This is a genomic window from Streptomyces californicus (genome assembly GCF_000717645.1).
Taxonomy (GTDB): domain Bacteria; phylum Actinomycetota; class Actinomycetes; order Streptomycetales; family Streptomycetaceae; genus Streptomyces; species Streptomyces californicus.
In genome coordinates this window covers 354913-374367 of the sequence record NZ_JNZZ01000003.1, presented here as the reverse complement: position 1 = coordinate 374367, position 19455 = coordinate 354913, and the positions used below count along the sequence as shown (strand labels likewise).

Sequence of the window (19455 nt, the reverse complement as noted above, 5' to 3'; positions counted from 1 at the left end):
CCCCCGCCCCGTCCGCCCGCCGCGCCCCCGCCCCGGTCGCCGAACTCCACGAGGTCACCTTCGCCTACGGGCCCCGCGCCCAGCCCGTCCTGGACCGGCTCTCCCTGACGATCGCGCCGGGCGAGCACCTCGCGGTCGTCGGACCGAGCGGCAGCGGCAAGTCCACCCTGGCCGCCGTCCTCGCCGGGGTCGAACCGCCCACCGGGGGAGCGGTGCGGTGGCGGGGGCGGCCGGTGCGGGCGGCCGACGCCACTTCCGTACGGGTACTGCTGCCCCAGCACGCCTACGTGTTCAGCGGCTCCCTGCGGGACAACCTCCGCTACCTGAGCCCCGACGCCCGCGACCGGGAGATCGCGGACGCGGCGGAGGCGATCGGGCTGGAGCCGCTGCTCTCCCGGCTCGGCTCCCTGGACGCGGACGTCGTGCCGGACCGGCTCTCCCAGGGCGAACGGCAGCTCGTCGCCCTGGGCCGGGCCTACCTCGCCGCGCCGCCCCTGCTGATCCTCGACGAGGCGACCAGCAGGCTCGACCCGGCGGCGGAGACCCGGGCCGAGCTGGCGTGCGCCGCCCTGCCGGGTGCGCTCGTCGTCGTCGCCCACCGGCTCAGCTCGGCCCGCCGCGCCGGGCGGACCCTGGTGATGGACGGTCCGCGCACCCGGTGCGGAACCCCCGCACAACTCCTGCGCTCCAGCGCCCTCTACCGCGACCTGGCCGGCCTCTGGGAGCCGGAGGACGCGGACGCGTGGGGCGGTGGCCTCGTACCGGACGCACAGGACGCGGCGGCCGTCGCCGGTCGGCTCGGGACGGTCGGTACCGGTCAGGACGCGTCGATCGGTTCCGGGGACGAGGACGAGGAGCGGGGCGTCAGATCCAGCCCGCCTCCTTCGCCCGTCTGATCGCGTCCAGGCGGTTGCGCGCCCCGGACTTGCGGATGGCGGCGGCCAGGTAGTTGCGCACGGTGCCCGGCGTCAGATGGAGCCGGGCCGCGATCCCGGCCACCGTGTCGCCGCCCTCGGCCAGCGACAGCACGCTCAACTCCCGGGGAGATAACGGCATGTCCGCCACCTGCAGCAGACTGAACGCCAGCGACTCGTCGATGTGCCGCCCGCCGTCCGCCAGCTTGTGCATCACCTCCGACAGGTCGTCCACCGGCCGGTACTTGTCGATGTAGCCGAGCGCCCCCGCCTCGTACGCCCGGCGCAGACCGCGCGGCCGGTCGCTGCGCGTGAGCACGGCCAGCGGGTACGGACCGCCGTGCGGCGCGGTCACCGTCTTGACCTCGTCGAGGACGTCCAGCGCGCCCGGACAGTCGAGATCGGTGAGGAGCACGTCCGGAGCCGGCCCGCCCAGGGCGTCGCGTATCGCGCCGTGTTCGGCGGTCCGGACCTCTATGTCCGGCCCCGCGCAGAGCAGCGATGCCAGCGAAGCGCGCCACAACGGCACGGTGTGGACCAGCAGCACGGTTGTCATCACTCTGCCCTCAGGTTCTCTCATCCGGTCCGTCCAGCGCGGAACGCGACGGGCTGTACGCGTCCGGTGACGGAACTCCAGTTGAGCGCATGGGCCTCCACGTACGCCGACAAACGGGCCGAATAGTGCGCCCGTTGGGCGCGGAAGGGGGCGTTCGGATGTAAACCGGGAGCGCACAGCCCTCACGGACCCATCCGTCTCGCTGTTTCCTGGGTACTCGGGCACACGTAGGCGTTTGCCGTCCGCCTGGGTGGCGCGGAAAGCTCGCCGAATGGCCGGTTCTGGGTGGTTCAGTTGAGCAGGGCGCGCGCCGCTCGGGCCTTGCGCCGGATGTTCTCGGCCGCCGTCGGCTCGATGCCGGCCATGACGTCCGCGTACTCCTCCATCTCCGCCGCCCCGCGCAGGAACTCCCCGCGCTGAACCAGGAGCTCGGCGTGCTCGTAGCGCAGCCGCGCCGGATGCGAGGGCAGCAGCAGCGACAGCTCCACCGCCCACAGCGCCACATCGGTGCGCTCCGGGCGGGTCGCCGCCCACGCCCGGATGTTGTTCAGGACGCGCAGCACGATCTCCAGCGGGCGCGCGGGCCTCGTCATCGACGGATCGGGCGGCGCCCCGGTCTTCGAGGTGACCAGGAGTTCCGCGTCCGCCCCGGTCAGCGGCGCGCCCCCGGCGAACGGGTCGGCCAGCACCAGGTGGTCCGGATCGCCGAAGCCGACCACGAAGTGACCGGGCAGCGCCACCCCGTACACCGGCGCGCCGGCCCTGCGCGCGACCTCGATCCAGACGACGGACAGCAGGATCGGCAGCCCGCGGCGGCGGCGCAGCACCTGCTGGAGGCAGGAAGAGTCCAGCCGCTGGTAGTCGGCCGCCGAGCCGCCGAACCCGCACCGCCCGCCCAGCAGTTCCGCCAGGGCCGAGGCCCAGCCGGCGGGGGAGCGGGGTCCGTACGGCAGCAGCCCCGCCAGCCGGTCCAGCTCGATCTGCGCGGCGTCGATGCCGTACGGGTCCGGGTCGGTCTCCCCCGGCACCACCGGGCGGACCTCGGCCGGGCCGACCGGTCCGGCCTCCGCGCCCAGCAGCAGGCAGAGCAGGGCGAGGTCCGGCCGCTTTGAGCGGGCCTCCTCGGCGAACTGCCGCCGCCGTTCCGCCGCCCCGGAATCCAGCCCGCTCATCCCCTGCCCCCGTTCCCGGCCGTTCGCCCGTCCCCGCCCATGTCCCCGCTCAACCGCGCCGATCCACCCGCCGGCGCGCCCGCCCGCTCCCGGTCACGCCGGGGACGGGCGGTAGTGGTGGTAGCTGTGGTGGAGCGCGAAGCCCATGCCGTCGTACAGCGCCCGCGCCCCCTCGTTCTCCTCCTCGACCTGGAGCCAGGCCGCCGACGCGCCCTCGTCCAGGGCGCGGCGGGCCAGCGCGGTCATGACGGTGGTGGCCAGTCCGCGCCGCCGCCGTTCCGGGGCGACCTCGACGGCCATGAACCCCGCCCACCGGCCGTCCACCACGCACCGCCCGATCGCGTCCGGAGCACCGCCGTCCCCCGCGACCGTGGCGAACCAGACCGAAGGACCGCTTTCCAGCACCCGCAGCACGTGCGGGCCCGGGGTGGAGAACCGCTGGTAGCGGGCGAGCCAGGCCGCGTCCGGCGCACGGGTCAGCCGAACCGCCGCGACGTCCGCCGCACTGTCACCGACCGGCGCCAGCGCGGCGATCCGCACCTGCGCCGTCACCTCGCGCCGCCACCCGTGCCGCTCCAGCTCCGCGCACAGGAGCTCCTGCGTGCCGGCGGCCCCGGTCGCCGTCTGGACGTACGGAGGCAGGTCCCGCTCCGCGTACCAGGCGCGCACCCGGTCGAGCGCCTCGCCGGCCGGCAGCCCCGGATCGCCGAGCGGCAGCGCGGAGTTGGCGCGCCGGGTGAAGCCGCCCGCGGCGCGCAGCCGCCAGTCGCCGAGCGGCTCGCTCTCCACGGGCTGCCAGGCGCGCGCGGTGACGGCGGCCAGTTCCTCGAAGGAGGCGGCGGGGCCGCGCCGGCGGGCCGGGGCGGCGGGCACGGTCTTCCCGGCGACGAGGGAGGATTCCACGATGTGGACCGCCTCCCCGCTCTTTCGTGTGATGGAGAGCACACCGCGGTCCCAGGATGTGAGCACTCCGACCGTGTCGGTGAACTCCGCGCCCGCGCCGCCGCTCTCCGTCCGGCAGCGCACGGAGACGCGTTTGCCCACGTCAGCGGGGGTGATGCGGACGTCCAGCCGTCCGCCGATGGTGAATTCCACAGGTCTGTCCGCCCCTCCTGTTCGGATCGTGCCCGAGAACGGAGATACTAGGGGTGGGCATCGACGACGCCGCGCTCCCGCGCGAGAGCCAACGCCCTACCGAGGAGGAACGACAGCGTGACCTACGTCATCGCGCAGCCTTGTGTCGACGTGAAGGACAAGGCCTGCATCGAAGAGTGCCCCGTCGACTGCATCTACGAGGGCCAGCGGTCCTTGTACATCCACCCGGACGAGTGTGTCGACTGCGGAGCCTGTGAGCCGGTCTGCCCGGTCGAGGCCATCTTCTACGAGGACGACACTCCGGAGGAGTGGAAGGACTACTACAAGGCGAACGTCGAGTTCTTCGACGACCTCGGCTCGCCCGGCGGTGCTTCCAAGCTCGGTCTCATCGAGCGCGACCACGCGTTCATCGCCGGACTGCCCCCGCAGAACCAGTAAGCGGCGGCACCACGCGCACAGCCCGGTCCCGTACGGCTCGTCCCCGTGCGGGACCGAGGCGTTTCCCGCACCGGAACACCCCGTACGCGCCCAGGGCGTGCCCTGGTCCGTACACGACCAGCACGAGAAAGCAGAGCCCCGTGTCCGCAGTCTCCTCCCGCCTCCCGGTCTTCCCCTGGGACAGGCTCGCGCCCTACAAGTCGACGGCCCAGGCCCACCCGGACGGCATCGTGGACCTCTCCGTCGGCACGCCGGTCGACCCGGTCCCCGAGCTGATCCGGCGGGCGCTGGTGGAGGCCGCAGACAGCCCCGGCTACCCCACGGTGTGGGGCACCGAGGAGCTGCGGGACGCGCTCACCGGCTGGGTCGAGCGGCGGCTCGGCGCGGTCGGCGTCACCCACGCCAACGTGCTGCCGGTCGTCGGCTCCAAGGAGCTGGTGGCCTGGCTGCCGACCCAGCTCGGGCTCGGCGCGGGTGACAGGGTGGCCTACCCCCGGCTCGCCTACCCGACGTACGAGGTCGGCGCGCGGCTCTGCGGCGCGGAGCCCGTCGTCTACGACGACCCGACCGAGCTGGACCCGGCCGGGCTGAAGCTGCTCTGGCTCAACTCGCCCTCCAACCCGACCGGCAAGGTGCTCTCCAAGGAGGAGCTGACCCGGATCGTCGCGTGGGCGCGCGAGCACGGGGTCCTGGTCTTCAGCGACGAGTGCTACCTGGAGCTGGGCTGGGACGCCGACCCCGTCTCGGTGCTCCACCCGGACGTCTGCGGCGGGCACTACGAGGGCGTCGTCGCGGTCCACTCCCTGTCCAAGCGCTCCAACCTGGCCGGCTACCGGGCCGCCTTCATCGCGGGCGACGCGGCCGTCCTCGGGGAGCTGCTGCTGATCCGCAAGCACGGCGGGATGATGACGGCCGCCCCCGTCCAGGCCGCCACCGTCGCCGCCCTCGGCGACGACGCGCACGTGTCCGAGCAGCGGGTCCGGTACGCCGACCGTCGCCTGGCCCTGCGCGCGGCCCTGGAGGGGCACGGCTTCCGGATCGAGCACAGCGAGGCCAGCCTCTACCTGTGGGCGACCCGCGACGAACCGTGCTGGGACACCGTCGCGTACCTCGCGGAGCGGGGCATCCTCGTCGCGCCCGGCGACTTCTACGGTCCGGCGGGCGAGCGCTTCGTCCGGGTGGCGTTCACCGCGACCGACGAGCGGGTGGCGGCGGCGGTCAAGCGCCTGTCCTGACCCGCCGCGCCCGAACGCGCGGGAGGCCCGGAACGCGCAAGAGGGACCGGAACGCGCGGGAGGCCCGAGGAGTGCGCACTCCTCGGGCCTCCCGCGCGTGTGGGGGCGGCGGTCAGCCGATCGGCAGGCCGTTCAGCGGCAGGGCGTCGGTGGGCAGGCCGCCCTGGGTGAGGGAGTCGGTGGGCAGGCCCTTGCCGGCGGCCTCGGCCACCCCGCCCACGGCCTCGCCCGCGCTGCCCGCGGTGTGCCCGGCGGTCTCCTGGACGGCCGGGACGGCCACCTTGGCGGAGCGGCCGAGGGTCTCGCCGGCGGCCGGGAGCGCGGTGCCCACGAGGCGGCCGCCGGTCTGGCCGGCCGCCTCGGTGCCCTGGCGGGCGGTGCTGTCGAGGGTGTTGCCGACGCTCGCGCCGTCCAGGGAGGTCAGGCCGCCCAGGTCCGTGGTCTGCGGGAGCTCTGCGGCGCTCGCGGCGCCGGCCGCACCGACCACGGGGGCCGCGCCTGCGGCGATCAGCAGCGCGGCACGAGCGATCCGACGGGTCAGGGGGAGGGACATGATGCTCCTTCAGCGGGTTGTGCACGAATGCGTCCGTCCGGTGGTCCGGACGCACTGATCAACCGCTGCGGGGGCAGGGGAGGTTGCGGTCCGCAAAGGTAAAGAGTGAGTAATGCGTCCGATTATCCGCAGGGATGCAACCCGGGCAAACAATCCATACCGTCGCGCCCCGAGGAACCGTCACTTCTCAAGTGCGACAAGGGAATCGGGGGAGCGGTGCCCCCTCATGGCGATCGGCGCGGAAGGTGTCCGGGGCCGAAGCCGCCGGGGCCCGTACGAGGGACGGGGCGTACTACTGAGCGACCCGGATGCCGACCGTCGCCGTGCCCGTTTCCGAACCCTTCGCGCTGTCTGTCCGCCAGCCCCGGCCCGCCTCCCAGACGCGGTCCGCGTAGCTCACGCGCTCGATCCGCAGCGCCTCGGACTGCGCCACCGCCCAGTGCGCCAGCTCCCAGCCGCGCTGCGGCACGCCCTCGTCCTCGGCCTGCGCGGAGGTCGCCGGGACGGGCACGGCGACGGTCGAGGCGGCGGAGGCGCCCGCGGCCGTCGCGGTCGGCAGCACCTCCTTGCCGAAGGCGCGCACCAGCTCGGCGCGCACCCGCCCGGCGTCCCCCGGGCCCTTTGCCGTGGCGGTGGCGGGGGTGCAGTTCAGCGCGGCGGGCCGGCGCCCGGTCAGCGCGGCCGCCAGCAGGGCGGCGTCCGGCTCGTGCTTCGCGTACGCCTGCGGGAACCCGCTGCGCTGCACGCGCTGCGCGGCCTCGGTCAGCGGCAGCCGCGAGTAGCCGGGGACCTCGGCCAGACCCTCGTAGAACTTCCCGGACGAGTACACCGGGTCCATGATCTGCTCCACGCTGCCCCAGCCCTGCGAGGGCCGCTGCTGGAACAGGCCCACCGAGTCCCGGTCGCCGTAGTCGATGTTGCGGAGCGTGGACTCCTGGAGCGCGGTGGCCAGCGCGATCGTGACCGCCCGCTCCGGCATGCCCCGGGTCGTGCCCACCGCGGAGATCGTCGCCGCGTTCACGGCCTGGGCGAGGCTCATCTCGTACCGCTGGGCCCCGCCGTCGTCCCCGTCCTTCGCCTCCACCACACAGCGCGGCGGACTCTTCGTACCGGAGGAGTCGTACTGCACGGCCAGATAGCCGCCGAGCGCCGCGAGCACGGCGAGGGCGGCCCCGTAGCGGAGGAGGCGTCGTCGGCGAGGGCTGGCTGTCCTGGGCACGCGCCCACCGTACTGGAGGGTACGGGCGGGGCCGATACCCCAGCCCTCCCCGCTCCGACGCCCCAAGCCCTCCCCGCTTCGCCCCCGGCCCCCGCCCGGCCGCGACCTCCCGTCCCTTAGGGTCGTCGTCATGGCCGACAGCACCCTTGACCTCACCCTGGACGGGCCGGCGCTCACCGCCCGGCTCGTCGACTTCCCCTCGGTCAGCGGGGAGGAGAAGGCCCTCGCCGACGCGATCGAGGAGGCCCTGCGCGCCCTGCCCCACCTCACCGTCGACCGCCACGGCAACAACGTCGTCGCCCGCACGAACCTCGGCCGCGCCGAGCGCGTCGTCCTCGCCGGCCACATCGACACCGTGCCGATCGCCGACAACGTCCCCTCCCGCCTCGACGCCGACGGGATCCTCTGGGGCTGCGGCACCTCCGACATGAAGTCCGGCGTCGCCGTCCAGCTCCGGATCGCCGCCACGGTCCCCGCCCCCAACCGCGACCTCACCTTCGTCTTCTACGACAACGAGGAGGTCGCCGCGCACCTCAACGGCCTCGGCCACATCGCCGAGGCCCACCCCGACTGGCTCGCCGGGGACTTCGCCGTCCTGCTGGAGCCCTCCGACGGCGAGGTCGAGGGCGGCTGCCAGGGCACGCTCCGGGTCCACCTGCGCACGACCGGCGAACGGGCCCACTCGGCGCGCGGCTGGATGGGGTCCAACGCCGTCCACGCCGCCGCCCCGATCCTGGCGAGGCTCGCCGCGTACGAACCGCGCCGCCCGGTCATCGACGGCCTCGAATACCGCGAGGGCCTCAACGCGGTGGGCATCGAGGGCGGCGTCGCCACCAACGTCATCCCGGACGCCTGCACCGTCGTCGTCAACTACCGCTACTCACCCGACCGCACCGAGGACGAGGCGGTCGCCCACGTCCGCGAGGTCTTCGCGGACTGCGGGATCGACGAGATGATCGTCGACGACCACTCCGGCGCCGCCATGCCCGGCCTCTCCCACCCCGCCGCCCAGGCGTTCATGACCGCCGTCGGCGGCGCGGCCCGGCCCAAGTTCGGCTGGACCGACGTCTCCCGCTTCGGCGCCCTCGGCGTCCCCGCCGTGAACTACGGCCCCGGCGACCCCATGTACGCCCACAAGCGCGACGAGCACGTGGCCGTCGAGCGGATCACCCACTGCGAGGACCGCCTCCGCTCCTGGCTCACCGGCTGACGCACGGCATTCCCCCGTACGTAACCTCCGCCGATCTACGCTGGCCGTACGCAGCACGACACGTACGACCCAGCACGACGCAGGTCGGTGGAGGGAGCGCAACATGGGCAACGCCGAGGACGCACGGATTCCCGAAGGCGCGGAGGTCCCCGAGGGCGCGGTCGGCCCCGAGGAACAGTGGCTGGGCCCGGTCCTGCGCCGCAGGGAGCAGGTCCAGCCCGGCACGACCGACCAGCGGCTGCTGGACTCCGAGGGCGACTCCGAGTGGGTGCACACCGACCCCTGGCGGGTGATGCGCATCCAGTCGGAGTTCGTCGAGGGCTTCGGCGCGCTCGCCGAACTGCCGAGCGCGATCAGCGTCTTCGGCTCGGCCCGCACCCCGGCCGGATCCGCCGAGTACGAAGCCGGGGTGGCGATCGGCAAGGCGCTGGTCGAGGCCGGCTTCGCGGTGATCACCGGAGGCGGGCCGGGCGCGATGGAGGCCGCCAACAAGGGCGCCCGGGACGCCAAGGGCGTCTCGGTCGGCCTCGGCATCGAGCTGCCCTTCGAGTCGGGCCTCAACCCGCACGTCGACATCGGCGTCAACTTCCGCTACTTCTTCGTCCGCAAGACGATGTTCGTGAAGTACGCCCAGGGCTTCGTGGTCCTGCCCGGCGGACTCGGCACCCTCGACGAGCTCTTCGAGGCGCTGACCCTCGTCCAGACCGGCAAGGTCACCCGCTTCCCGATCGTCCTGTTCGGCACGGACTACTGGGGCGGACTGATCGACTGGCTCCGCGAGAAGGTGGTGGCCGGCGGCAAGGCGTCGGAGAAGGACCTGCTGCTGTTCCACGTCACGGACGACGTGGAGGAGGCGGTGAGACTGGTGACGAAGGAGGTCGGCCGGTAGGACGCGGCCTCTTCGAGCCGGGCTCCGCACGCCGCCGCGCGTGAGGGGCTGTCCGGCGCGTGAGGGGCAGCGCCCCGGCCCCGCCCCTCACGCGCCGGACGGCGGGACTACGCCAGCCCGCGCCGCGCCACCGCGGGCGCCCGGTGCCCGGCGATCGACGCCACCATGTCCAGCACCTGCCGCGTCTCCGCGACCTCGTGCACCCGGTACACCCGCGCCCCCAGCCACGCCGAGACCGCCGTCGTCGCCAGCGTGCCGATGACCCGCTCCTTCACGGGCCGGTCCAGCGTCTCCCCGACGAAGTCCTTGTTGGACAGGGACACCAGCACCGGCCACCCCGTCTCCGCCATCTCCTCCAGCCGGCGCGTCGCCTCCAGGGAGTGCCGGGTGTTCTTCCCGAAGTCGTGGCCCGGGTCGATCATGATCCCGTCCGGCCGCACCCCCAGCTCCACCGCCCGCTCGGCCAGCCCCAGCGTGACCCGCAGGATGTCCGCCATCACGTCCTCGTACGCGATCCGGTGCGGGCGGGTGCGCGGCTCCGCGCCGCCCGCGTGCGTGCAGACCAGCCCCGCCCCGTACCGGGCGGCGACCTCCGCCAGCTTCGGGTCGACCCCGCCCCACGCGTCGTTCAGCAGGTCCGCCCCGGCCTCGCAGACCGCCTCGCCCACCTCGTGCCGCCAGGTGTCCACACTGATCACCACGTCCGGGTGGCGGCGGCGGACCTCGGCGACGAAACCGACCGTGCGGCGCGCCTCCTCCTCGGCGGTCACCTCGTCGCCGGGGCCGGCCTTCACCCCGCCGATGTCGATGATCGCCGCGCCCTCCGCCACCGCCTGCTCGACCCGGGCGAGCGCCGGCTCGTCGCGGAAGGTGGCGCCCTTGTCGTAGAAGGAGTCCGGGGTCCGGTTCACGATCGCCATGACCACCGGCTCGTGCGGACCGAATTCCCGCCGCCCCAGCCTCAGTGCACCGCTCGGCATCCCGTCTCTCCTTCTCAGATAGTCCGGCTGCGACCCTACGGCCTTTCGTGGGCGGCCCCGACTTTGTCGGCGCCGCATGGCACGATCGGAGCCGGACGAGGTTTGCCGCCCCCGGGGAGATGCGCGTGTTCTGGTTCTTGCTGCTCACGATGGTCGTGGTCGTCACCGCGGTCACCCTCGCGGTGGTCGGCGGCGGCGGGAGCGCGGTGCTCCAGGACGTGCCGCCCGAGCGGTTGACCGACCCGCTCCCCGCGGCCCGCCCCGTCGGCCGGGCGGACATCGACGCGCTGCGCCTGCCGATGGCCCTGCGCGGCTACCGGATGGCCGACGTCGACGATGCGCTGTCCCGGCTCGGCGCGGAGCTGGCCGAGCGCGACGCCCGGATCGCGGAGCTGGAGTCCACCCTGGCCGGAGACCGGGCGGCGGCGGTGACGACGGGCACCGAGCTGTTCGAGCCCCCCGGCGACCGGCCGGCCGACCCCGGTGAGCCGCCACTCGGGCCCGGGTACGGCTCCCTCGACCCCGGTGAGCGGCCCGGCGGGCCGGAGCACCGCCTCGCCGAGCCCGGCGACCGTACGGACGGCCGGGACCGCACCGAGGAGGACGGCCGATGAGCGGCGGAGCCGTGGCCGCCCCCGATGGGCGCCCACGCTGCCCGTGGGGCCTGTCCACCGAGGACTACCTCGCCTACCACGACACCGAGTGGGGCCGGGCCGTCCACGGGGACGACGCCCTGTTCGAACGGCTCTGCCTGGAGGCGTTCCAGTCCGGGCTCTCCTGGCTCACGATCCTGCGCCGCCGCGCGACCTTCCGTACCGCCTTCGAGGGATTCCGGATCGAGGCCGTCGCGAAGTTCACCGACGCCGACCGGGAGCGCCTCCTGGCCGACCCGGGCATCATCCGGAACAAGGCCAAGGTCGACGCGACCCTCGCCAACGCGAAGGTGCTCGCCGGGTGGCCGGCCGGGCAGCTCGACGAGCTGATCTGGTCCTACGCCCCCGACCCCGCCACCCGGCCCGCCCCGCGCACCCTCGCCGACGTCCCGGCGGTCACCCCCGAGTCCACAGCGCTGGCCAAGGAGCTGAAGAAGCGCTCGATCCGCTTCGTCGGCCCCACCACCGCCTACGCGCTGATGCAGGCGTGCGGACTGGTCGACGACCACCTCGCGGACTGCGTGGCACGCGGCGGCGGCACGCCCGGCTGAGCGGCTCCTCCCGAGGCGGACCGGATCGGCGGCGGCACGCCCCGCTGATCCGCTGCTTCCCGAGGCAGCCCAGTCGGCGGCGGCCCGCCCCGCTGATCCGCTGCTTCCCGAGGCAGTCCGGCCGGCCGCGGCACGCTCCGCCGATCCGCTACTTGCCGAGGTAGACCGGCTTCTCCTTGGCGAGGAACGCCTCCACCGCGATGGTGTGGTCCTGCGACGCGCCCGCCCGGGTCTGGAGCTCGTCCTCCTTCTCCAGCGCCTCGGCGAGCGTGTGCCCGGCGCCGTACGCCATGGACTCCTTCAGCGCCGCGTACGCCACCGTGGGGCCGGCGGCCAGGGTGCGGGCCACCGCTGCCGCCTGCTCGGCCAGCTCCGCCGCCGGGACGACCCGGTTGACGATGCCCAGCTCCAGGGCGTCCTGCGCGGAGACCGACCGCGGGAAGAAGAGCAGATCGGCGGCGCGGCTCTGCCCGATCAGCCGGGGCAGGGTCCAGGACACGCCCGAGTCGGCGGTGAGGGCGACGCCCGCGAAGGACGTGTTGAAGGAGGCGGTGTCGGCGACCACGCGGTAGTCCGCCGCCAGCGCGAACCCGAATCCGGCCCCGGCCGCGACCCCGTTCACTCCGGCCACGACCGGCTTCGCCATCTCCGTGATCGCCCGCACGATCGGGTTGTAGTGCTCCTGGACCGTGCTCAGCGCGTTCCCGCCGCCCGCCTCGCGGGTGGCCCGCAGGGTGGCGACGTGCTCCTTCAGGTCCTGGCCGACGCAGAAGGCGCGCCCGGTGGCCGTGAGCAGGACCGCCCGGACGCCCGCGTCCGCCCCCGCGGCGAGCAGCGCGTCCCGGAGCGCGACCTTCGCCGCGGTGTTCATCGCGTTCATCGCGTCGGGTCGGTTGATCGTGATCGTCGCGAGCCCCTCGCTCACGTCGTACAGGACGGTGTTCGCCGGCTCGTCGGCCATTCCGGTATCCCCTCGCTGCTCGGGCATCGTTGCCACTGGAGGCAAGCATGGCCGATCCGGCGCGGGGCAGATATGTGACCTGCGTCTAACGATCGGCGCTCACCCGGGGGCCCGGGGCGGCGCAGTATCGCAGCCGGATCGCCGAATTGGGTGGTTTTGCGAGAGCGCGTTGCGCAAGCGATGCAGACCGATGTTGGTCATCGGGGTCATTGATGCGGGATAATGGCGAAGAAGCAATCTGTTCGATGCCGGTGAGGCAGCGCCTGTCATGGGGCCGCCGGTTGCGATTGAGCTGGTTTCAGGAAGGGGAACGAGCATGGCGGCCATGAAGCCGCGGACGGGCGACGGCCCGCTCGAGGTGACCAAGGAGGGGCGGGGCATCGTCATGCGGGTTCCGCTCGAAGGCGGCGGTCGACTCGTTGTCGAGCTGACTCCGGACGAGGCCGATGCCCTCGGCGACGCGCTGAAGAAGGTCGTCGGCTGACGCGGATAGCCCATCACCTTCACCGCTGCCCCGGTACGGACCTCCGTACCGGGGCAGCGGTGCGTCCGGGCCGCGCGCCGGACGCCGTACGGAGGTCAGCGGCGCCGGACGCCGTACGGAGGTCAGCCGCGCCGGACGCCGTACGGAGGTCAGCCGCGTCGGGCCGTGTGTGTCCCAGCCGCTGTACGGGGCCGGCCGGGCGCCGGGCCGTGTGCGTCCCGGTCGCCGTACGGGGGCAGTCAGTCGCGCCGGATCGCGTGTGTCCCGGTCGCCGTAGGCGGTCAGCCGCGGCGGACCGCGCAGAGCAGGCCGTCGCCGACCGGCAGCAGGGTCGACATCAGCTCCTGGCTCTCGCGCACCGCGCGCAGCAGCTCCCGCACCCGCAGCACCTCGGCCGGCTGGGCGGCGGAGTCGACCGTACGGCCGTCCGCGAAGACGCCCTCGAAGCAGACCAGGCCGCCGGGGCGCAGCAGGCGCAACGATTCAGCGAGCACACCGAGGCTCTCCAGGCGGTCGCCGTCGCAGAAGACGAGGTCGTACCCGCCGTCCGCGAGCCGGGGCAGGACGTCCAGGGCGCGGCCGGGGATGAACCGGGCCCGGTTGGTGGCGAAGCCCGCCTGGCGGAACGCCTCCCGGGCGAACTGCTGGCGCTCGGGCTCGGGGTCCACGGTGGTCAGTACGCCGTCCGGCCGCATCCCGTGCAGGAGATACATGCCGGACACGCCCGTGCCCGTGCCGATCTCGGCCACCGCTTTGGCGTCCGCGGCGGCCGCCAGCAGGCGCAGCGCGGCGCCGGTGCCCGGTGACACCGGGCGAAGCCCCAGCTCGTGAGCCCGCTCCCGGGCCACGTGCAGTGCTTCGTCCTCGGCGACAAAGGCGTCGGCGAACGCCCAGCTCGTCTGCCGGTTGGCGGTAATGACCCTCTCCTGTCCCCGTAGTTGGCGCAACGGTGACTGTATCCGCTGGACCCGGGAACCCGCAGATGGGACCGGGCGTTGTGCAGGGAGTGGGGAGAGCGCAGCGACCGGGACCGCGGAGCGGGCCGCCGAGCTGGGCCGAAGAACCGGGCGACGCCCGGCCCCATCAGGGAAAAGGCTTATCCGGAGCTAACGGGCGAGGTGGCTATGGTAGGGGCTCCACTGGACACCACCAGAGCCGATAGGGGAGGTGCGGCTGCGCCTGTGGACCGGGGAGGGAAGCTGCGGCGCCTTCTCAGGTCGGCCGGTGAGCCGAAATCCGTGACCGACATTGCTGACCGTTCTTCCGAAGCCTCCGCACCGACCGCGACCTTCGCCTCCGATGCGGATGCCCAGGCGTGGACCCCGCCCTCATGGGAAGAGATCGTCAGCACGCACAGCGGTCGCGTGTACCGCCTCGCCTACCGCCTGACGGGAAACCAGCACGACGCCGAGGACCTGACCCAGGAGGTCTTCGTCCGGGTGTTCCGCTCGCTGTCGACGTACACGCCCGGCACCTTCGAGGGCTGGCTGCACCGCATCACGACGAACCTCTTCCTGGACATGGTCCGGCGCAAGCAGCGCATCCGCTTCGACTCGCTCGGCGACGACGCGGCGGAGCGGCTGCCCAGCCGTGAGCCGTCCCCGCAGCAGGTCTTCAACGACACGCACTTCGACGCCGACGTGCAGCAGGCGCTGGACACCCTCGCGCCCGAGTTCCGCGCGGCCGTCGTCCTCTGCGACATCGAGGGCCTCAGCTACGAGGAGATCGCCGCGACCCTCGGGGTGAAGCTCGGCACCGTCCGCAGCCGTATCCACCGCGGCCGATCGCACCTGCGCAAGGCCCTCAAGCACCGTTCGCCCGAGGCCCGCGCCGAGCAGCGCTCCCTGGCGGACGCGATCCTGGCGGAGGAGGTCGGGCTGGCGTGAGTGGCACAGGTCCGACCGGTCCCACCCCTGCCGAAGCGCACCTGGGGGACCGGCTCGCCGCGCTGGTCGACGGCGAGCTGAAGCACGACGCCCGCGAGCGGGTCCTGGCCCATCTGGCGACCTGCGCCAAGTGCAAGGCCGAGGCCGACGCCCAGCGCCGTCTGAAGAGCGCCTTCGCCATGTCCGCCTCACCGTCGCCCTCCGAGGGGTTCCTGGCCCGTCTCCAGGGCCTCCCCGGGGGTCCTGGCGGCGACGGGCCCGGTTCCGGCGCGCCGTTCGGTGGCGGCGGACCCTTCGCCGAGGAGTTCTTCCCCGGGCCGCGGCCCACCGGCTCCGCCGCCCACGCCGACCCGGCGCCCTCCCCGCTGGACGGCTTCGGATACGTTCCCGCCGCGCACGGCTCCACCGCCGTGCTGCCCGGCGGGCCCGGCGGCTCCGTCTTCCGCATACACGACGTGGCCCGCGACGCGGACCGCTCGCCCTGGCGCGGCCGGCGCTTCGCCTTCGCGGCGGCCGGCGCCGTCTCGCTCGCGGCCATCGCGCTGGGCGGCACGCTGCCGCTCGACTCCGGCCCCGAACCCTCGCTCCGGGCCGAGGGCGCCGGGAACAACGTTTCGCCGCTCGACGCGGAGACCCGCGCGGAGAACGGCGCCAAGGCGGTCAGCCGTCGGGGCGGCGGCGCTCTCACCGCCTCCGACGAGGGCCTCCTCTCGCCGGCACAGCCCTCCGGCACGGCCCCCTCCGGCACGAACAGCGTGCCTCCGGCGCTCACCGGGAAGGCTCCGACGGCCCCGGCCGTCACCCCTCCGGTGAACCGGAAGGCACCGCCGACCACGCCTCGCCTGTTCGCCGGCCAGGTCCCGGCCGGGCACCCCTTCGTGCTCCCCGTGCTGAACGTGACCGTGCCGCCGCTGGTCCGCCCGGCCGCCCCCGGTACCCCGTTGCCGGTGGCGCTCGGCAGCGGCGCCAAGCCGAAGGCGGCCCCCTCGGTGCCCCTTCCGGGCGTGCCCGCCAACGATCTGGCGAGCCCGCTGTCGCCCCGTCCCTGACCGGACCCTGCGCGGAGATTCGCAAACCTGGTTGAATTCCGCCGAGGGACGCCCCTGGAGGGCGTACAGCGGCCAGTTGCGGGGAGAGCATGGACGACGGGAAGCCCACCGGGCCGCAGGCGAAGTGGTGGAGCCGCCCCGCGGCGCGGCGCGCCGACCACCCCGGGCGGGAGGCCGCCCCGGGCCCGGAGGCAGGGACCCCGGAGCCGGTGCCGTCGGACGAGACCGGGGCGCGTGACGCCCGCTCCGGGCCGGCGGCCCCCGCGCCCGCCGCCCCGGAGGCCCGGGAGCCCGCCGCCCCGAGCAGGCCCCCGGCGGCCCCCGCGCCTGCCGCCCCGAGCGAGTCCCCAGCGGTTTCCGCGCCCGCCGCCCCGAGCAAGCCCCCGGTCGCCCCCGCGCCCGCCGCCCCGAGCGAGGCCCCGGCGGTTCCCGCGCCCGCCGTTCCCGAGGACCGGGAGTCGGCCGCGCACCCGCCCGAGCCCGGCACCGACGTCCCCCGGCCCCGGGCGGCCGGGCAGCCGTTGCACGAGCCCGACGAGTACCGCACCCCGCCCTACGGCGACCCCGGTCCATGGGCGCCCGCCCCGCCCGTGCAGCGGCCCACCCCCGCGCACGGCACCGTCGTACCCCCGGGGGCCGGTGGCCCCGCGCCGCGCTATGCCGCGCCGGGCGGCGGCGTCACCCCGCCCCCCGTACCCGCGTCCACCGCCGCCGACGGCTTCCCGCTGCCGCCCCCGCAGCCCCAGGCCCACGCCCCGCAGCCGCCGCACAATGCCCCCGAGCACCCGGCGCCCCATCCGGCACCGGCGCCGCCCCCGCAGCAGACGCAGACGCACACGCAGCCCCAGACGCAGTGGCTCCAGTACGACCCCTGGGGCGCCCCGGGCGAGCCGCTGACCCGGCCGGGACCCGAGGGCGGGGACCCCGGGCGGCGGAAGAAGCGGCGCGGCGGGGCGTTCATGGGGGCGCTCCTGCTGGCCCTGGTCGCCGGCGGCATCGGCGGCGGAGTCGGCGCGTACGTCGAGCGCAACGGCGGCCTGACCACCGTCGAACTGCCGCAGGCGGACCGCGACAACGGCGGCCGGGCCCCCGAGAGCGTCGCGGGCATCGCCGCCAGCGCCCTGCCCAGCGTGGTCACCCTGCACGTCAGCGGCGCCGCCGAGTCCGGCACGGGCACCGGCTTCGTCCTCGACGGCCAGGGCCACATCCTGACCAACAACCACGTCGTCGCCCCGGCCGGAAGCGGCGGGGACATCACCGTGACGTTCAGCACCGGCGAGACGGCCTCCGCCGAACTCGTCGGCAAGGACAGCGGCTACGACCTCGCGGTCGTCAAGGTGCGCGGGGTCTCCGGGCTCAAGCCCCTGCCCCTGGGCAACTCCGACAACGTCCAGGTCGGCGACCCCGTCGTGGCCATCGGCGCGCCCTTCGACCTCTCCAACACCGTGACCTCCGGGATCATCAGCGCCAAGCAGCGGCCGATCACCGCGGGCGGCGAGAAGGGCGACGGCAGCGACATCAGCTACGTCGACGCCCTCCAGACCGACGCCCCCATCAACCCGGGCAACTCCGGCGGCCCGCTGGTCGACACCCGCGCCCACGTCATCGGCATCAACAGCGCCATCCGGGCGGCCGACAGCGGACGGGGCCCCGAGTCCGGCGGCCAGTCCGGCTCCATCGGCCTCGGCTTCGCCATCCCGATCAACCAGGGCAAGCGCGTCGCCGAGGAGCTGATCAGCACCGGCCGGGCCACCCACCCGGTCATCGGCGTCACGCTGGACATGAAGTACACCGGCGACGGGGCCAAGGTCGGCGCCAAGGACGCCGAGGGCGGGCCGGCCGTCGCCGCGGACGGCCCGGCGGCGAAGGCGGGCATCCGGTCCGGCGACGTCATCACCCACGTCGAGGGGCAGCGCGTGCACAGCGGAGAGGAGCTGATCGTGAAGATCCGCGCCCACCGCCCCGGCGACGCGCTGGAGCTGAAGCTGACCCGGGGCGGCGCGGAACGGACCGTGACCCTGAAGCTCGGCTCCGCGAGCGGTGCGTGACGATGACGGGCCGATCCGGCCGGACCGGCCCCTGACGTCCACCGCGAGGTACCGCCCGGACACCTTGGACAGGTACCTTTGAGCGGTCCGGGCGGCGGGGAGCCCGGCCGTGATCGCACGGAGAACACGCGGAGAACACGAGGAGCGACTAGGTGTTCAATGACATCGGCGCGCTGGAGCTGCTGACGCTCGGAGTGCTGGCCGTGCTGGTCTTCGGCCCCGACAAGCTGCCCAAGCTGATCCAGGACGTCACCCGCACCATCCGCAAGATCCGCGAGTTCTCGGACAGCGCCAAGGAAGACATCCGCTCCGAGCTGGGTCCGCAGTTCAAGGACTTCGAGTTCGAGGACCTCAACCCCAAGACGTTCGTCCGCAAGCAGCTCATGGACGGCAACGACGACCTGGGGCTCAAGGAGATCCGTGAGAGCTTCGACCTGCGCAAGGACCTCGCCGAGGTCACCGACGCGGTCAACGGGCGCACCCCGGCCGCCTCCGATACCGCCAACAGTGCGGCGGACGGCGCGGCCTCCGGCAGCGGCTCCACCAGCCTCACCAAGACCGGCGACACCACTCCTGACCTGCTGAAGAAGGCACCGCGGCAGGACCGGCCCGAGCGCCCGCCGTTCGACGCAGACGCCACCTGACCCCGGTCAATCCCGGCTCGTCCGGACGGTATGGCTATTCTCCATCTGTCCGGTTGCGAGGACCCGAGCCCGCGGGGGGCGGGCCGCTCCGGATCATGACTGATCGAGGAGGCGGCCGCGCAGATGGAGACGACGAGTCGGATTGATACGGACGGTGTCCCGGGCACGGCCACGGCGGAGGAGACGCCACGGGGGGCGGCGGCCGCCCGGCGGGACGTCGACGGCTATCTGAAGGCGGCCTTCCCCTGGTACGGGCTGGACGAGGCATTCACCGGGCCGCGCTGGCTGATGCAGGTCGGCACCGCGGCGGACGGCACGGTGCAGCACGGTGCGACGGGGCACGGGGACGAGCCGTCGGTGAAGACGGACGGGGCCTCGGCCGACAAGGAGCGGTTCGCGGCGGTCATCACCGTGGCCGCCAGCCCCGTACGGCGCAGCGGCGACGGCACCGGCGTGCTGGACGCCACCACGGTGTCCTCGGCCGCCTGGCTCGCGGGCTCCGGTCTGCTCGCGTACACCTGGCCGGCCCAGATGGACCACACCCTGCGCGACGACTGGCTGGACCAGCAGACCGAGACGGCGTTCACCCTCGCCGACGACCTCGGCAGCGCGCCCTGGACGACGCTCTCGCTGCCGGTGGACGGGGTCCCCGTCACGTTCCACTACCGGGAGTCCGAGTTCGGGTGGGTCCTCGCCGGCTCCGCCCACGAGGGCGTCCACATCGGGGCGTACGGGCGGGGGATGAGCGCGTACGGTCTCGGCTTCGCGGCCATCAAGGACATCGAGACCTACGCGTAGCGGCCGCCCACGCGGCACGACGGCGCGCGCACGACGAGGAGGGGCCGGGCGGGCGACGTGCGCGGCCCGGGGCGGAACGACACGACGGGGCGGGCCGGATGACCACCGGCCCGCCCCGTC

21 protein-coding genes are annotated in these 19455 nt (G+C 74.1%); 13 read left to right on the top strand and 8 right to left on the bottom strand.

Going from position 1 to position 19455, the window contains the following annotated elements:
- Positions 1 to 896: ATP-binding cassette domain-containing protein (locus IF19_RS0106630; protein ID WP_030121977.1), on the top strand; the 896-nt coding region annotated here is incomplete at its 5' end.
- Here IF19_RS0106630 and IF19_RS0106625 read toward each other — a convergent pair.
- The 3 genes from IF19_RS0106625 to IF19_RS0106615 form a co-directional block, all read right to left on the bottom strand.
- Positions 865 to 1470 carry a response regulator transcription factor gene (locus IF19_RS0106625; RefSeq protein WP_030119444.1) on the bottom strand — a complete coding sequence of 202 codons (606 nt, stop codon included), beginning with the start codon at positions 1468 to 1470 and terminating at the stop codon, positions 865 to 867. The genes IF19_RS0106630 and IF19_RS0106625 overlap by 32 nt on opposite strands.
- A gap of 290 nt (positions 1471 to 1760) precedes the next feature.
- Positions 1761 to 2642: a transglutaminase-like and tetratricopeptide repeat-containing protein gene (locus IF19_RS0106620; RefSeq protein WP_030277722.1), complete on the bottom strand. Its 882-nt coding sequence runs from the start codon at positions 2640 to 2642 to the stop codon at positions 1761 to 1763.
- A 93-nt stretch (positions 2643 to 2735) separates the two neighbouring features.
- Positions 2736 to 3737: a GNAT family N-acetyltransferase gene (locus IF19_RS0106615; protein WP_030277720.1), complete on the bottom strand. Its 1002-nt coding sequence runs from the start codon at positions 3735 to 3737 to the stop codon at positions 2736 to 2738.
- Between the two features lie 117 nt (positions 3738 to 3854).
- Between IF19_RS0106615 and fdxA the strand changes: the two genes are divergently transcribed.
- Complete coding sequence (gene fdxA / locus IF19_RS0106610) at positions 3855 to 4175, top strand: ferredoxin (protein WP_007446848.1); 321 nt, start codon at positions 3855 to 3857, stop codon at positions 4173 to 4175.
- Between the two features lie 140 nt (positions 4176 to 4315).
- Complete coding sequence (locus tag IF19_RS0106605) at positions 4316 to 5410, top strand: bifunctional succinyldiaminopimelate transaminase/glutamate-prephenate aminotransferase (protein WP_030119449.1); 1095 nt, start codon at positions 4316 to 4318, stop codon at positions 5408 to 5410.
- A gap of 112 nt (positions 5411 to 5522) precedes the next feature.
- Here the strand turns inward: IF19_RS0106605 and IF19_RS0106600 are convergent, their stop codons facing one another.
- Entirely contained in the window at positions 5523 to 5963 is a 441-nt protein-coding gene (locus tag IF19_RS0106600) for a hypothetical protein (RefSeq protein WP_030119450.1), read from the bottom strand.
- A 292-nt stretch (positions 5964 to 6255) separates the two neighbouring features.
- Positions 6256 to 7182, bottom strand: coding sequence for a VldE C-terminal domain-containing protein (locus tag IF19_RS1000000135360; protein ID WP_078580428.1), 927 nt, complete (start codon positions 7180 to 7182; stop codon positions 6256 to 6258).
- 130 nt (positions 7183 to 7312) lie between these two features.
- On the opposite strand from IF19_RS1000000135360, the gene dapE reads away from it, so the two are divergent.
- Both dapE and IF19_RS0106585 read left to right on the top strand, forming a co-directional pair.
- Complete coding sequence (gene dapE / locus IF19_RS0106590; protein WP_030119452.1) at positions 7313 to 8392, top strand: succinyl-diaminopimelate desuccinylase; 1080 nt, start codon at positions 7313 to 7315, stop codon at positions 8390 to 8392.
- Between the two features lie 103 nt (positions 8393 to 8495).
- Positions 8496 to 9281 (top strand): LOG family protein, encoded by a 786-nt coding sequence (locus IF19_RS0106585; RefSeq protein ID WP_030119453.1) that lies wholly within the window; start codon positions 8496 to 8498, stop codon positions 9279 to 9281.
- A 107-nt stretch (positions 9282 to 9388) separates the two neighbouring features.
- Here IF19_RS0106585 and folP read toward each other — a convergent pair whose 3' ends face one another.
- Positions 9389 to 10261: a dihydropteroate synthase gene (gene folP, locus IF19_RS0106580; RefSeq protein WP_030119454.1), complete on the bottom strand. Its 873-nt coding sequence runs from the start codon at positions 10259 to 10261 to the stop codon at positions 9389 to 9391.
- A 119-nt stretch (positions 10262 to 10380) separates the two neighbouring features.
- Here folP and IF19_RS0106575 point away from each other — a divergent pair, with 119 nt between their 5' ends.
- Complete coding sequence (locus IF19_RS0106575; protein ID WP_078580427.1) at positions 10381 to 10875, top strand: DivIVA domain-containing protein; 495 nt, start codon at positions 10381 to 10383, stop codon at positions 10873 to 10875.
- Positions 10872 to 11465, top strand: coding sequence for a DNA-3-methyladenine glycosylase I (locus IF19_RS0106570; protein WP_030119457.1), 594 nt, complete (start codon positions 10872 to 10874; stop codon positions 11463 to 11465). The genes IF19_RS0106575 and IF19_RS0106570 overlap by 4 nt, the downstream gene beginning before the upstream one ends.
- Positions 11466 to 11613: 148 nt before the next feature.
- Here IF19_RS0106570 and chcB read toward each other — a convergent pair whose 3' ends face one another.
- Positions 11614 to 12426 (bottom strand): 2-cyclohexenylcarbonyl CoA isomerase, encoded by an 813-nt coding sequence (gene chcB, locus IF19_RS0106565; protein ID WP_030119458.1) that lies wholly within the window; start codon positions 12424 to 12426, stop codon positions 11614 to 11616.
- A gap of 316 nt (positions 12427 to 12742) precedes the next feature.
- On the opposite strand from chcB, the gene IF19_RS1000000135925 reads away from it, so the two are divergent.
- Positions 12743 to 12910 carry a DUF3117 domain-containing protein gene (locus tag IF19_RS1000000135925; protein ID WP_003966491.1) on the top strand — a complete coding sequence of 56 codons (168 nt, stop codon included), beginning with the start codon at positions 12743 to 12745 and terminating at the stop codon, positions 12908 to 12910.
- Between the two features lie 281 nt (positions 12911 to 13191).
- Here the strand turns inward: IF19_RS1000000135925 and IF19_RS0106555 are convergent, their stop codons facing one another.
- Positions 13192 to 13857 (bottom strand): O-methyltransferase, encoded by a 666-nt coding sequence (locus IF19_RS0106555; RefSeq protein WP_030289882.1) that lies wholly within the window; start codon positions 13855 to 13857, stop codon positions 13192 to 13194.
- A 177-nt stretch (positions 13858 to 14034) separates the two neighbouring features.
- Between IF19_RS0106555 and sigE the strand changes: the two genes are divergently transcribed.
- The 5 genes from sigE to IF19_RS0106525 all read left to right on the top strand — a co-directional run bounded on the left by sigE (position 14035) and on the right by IF19_RS0106525 (position 19335).
- The gene (gene sigE, locus IF19_RS0106550) at positions 14035 to 14796 is read left to right on the top strand and encodes an RNA polymerase sigma factor SigE (RefSeq protein ID WP_172674269.1); all 762 of its coding nucleotides are present in this window, start codon (positions 14035 to 14037) and stop codon (positions 14794 to 14796) included.
- Positions 14793 to 15845: an anti-sigma factor family protein gene (locus IF19_RS0106545; protein ID WP_030277716.1), complete on the top strand. Its 1053-nt coding sequence runs from the start codon at positions 14793 to 14795 to the stop codon at positions 15843 to 15845. Before sigE ends, IF19_RS0106545 begins: the two co-directional genes overlap by 4 nt.
- Positions 15846 to 15934: 89 nt before the next feature.
- Positions 15935 to 17893 carry a S1C family serine protease gene (locus IF19_RS0106540; protein ID WP_030277714.1) on the top strand — a complete coding sequence of 653 codons (1959 nt, stop codon included), beginning with the start codon at positions 15935 to 15937 and terminating at the stop codon, positions 17891 to 17893.
- A gap of 152 nt (positions 17894 to 18045) precedes the next feature.
- Positions 18046 to 18537, top strand: a complete 492-nt coding sequence (locus IF19_RS0106530; protein WP_030119464.1) for a sec-independent translocase — start codon at positions 18046 to 18048, stop codon at positions 18535 to 18537.
- A 123-nt stretch (positions 18538 to 18660) separates the two neighbouring features.
- Complete coding sequence (locus IF19_RS0106525) at positions 18661 to 19335, top strand: hypothetical protein (RefSeq protein WP_030119465.1); 675 nt, start codon at positions 18661 to 18663, stop codon at positions 19333 to 19335.
- Positions 19336 to 19455: the final 120 nt, after the last annotated feature.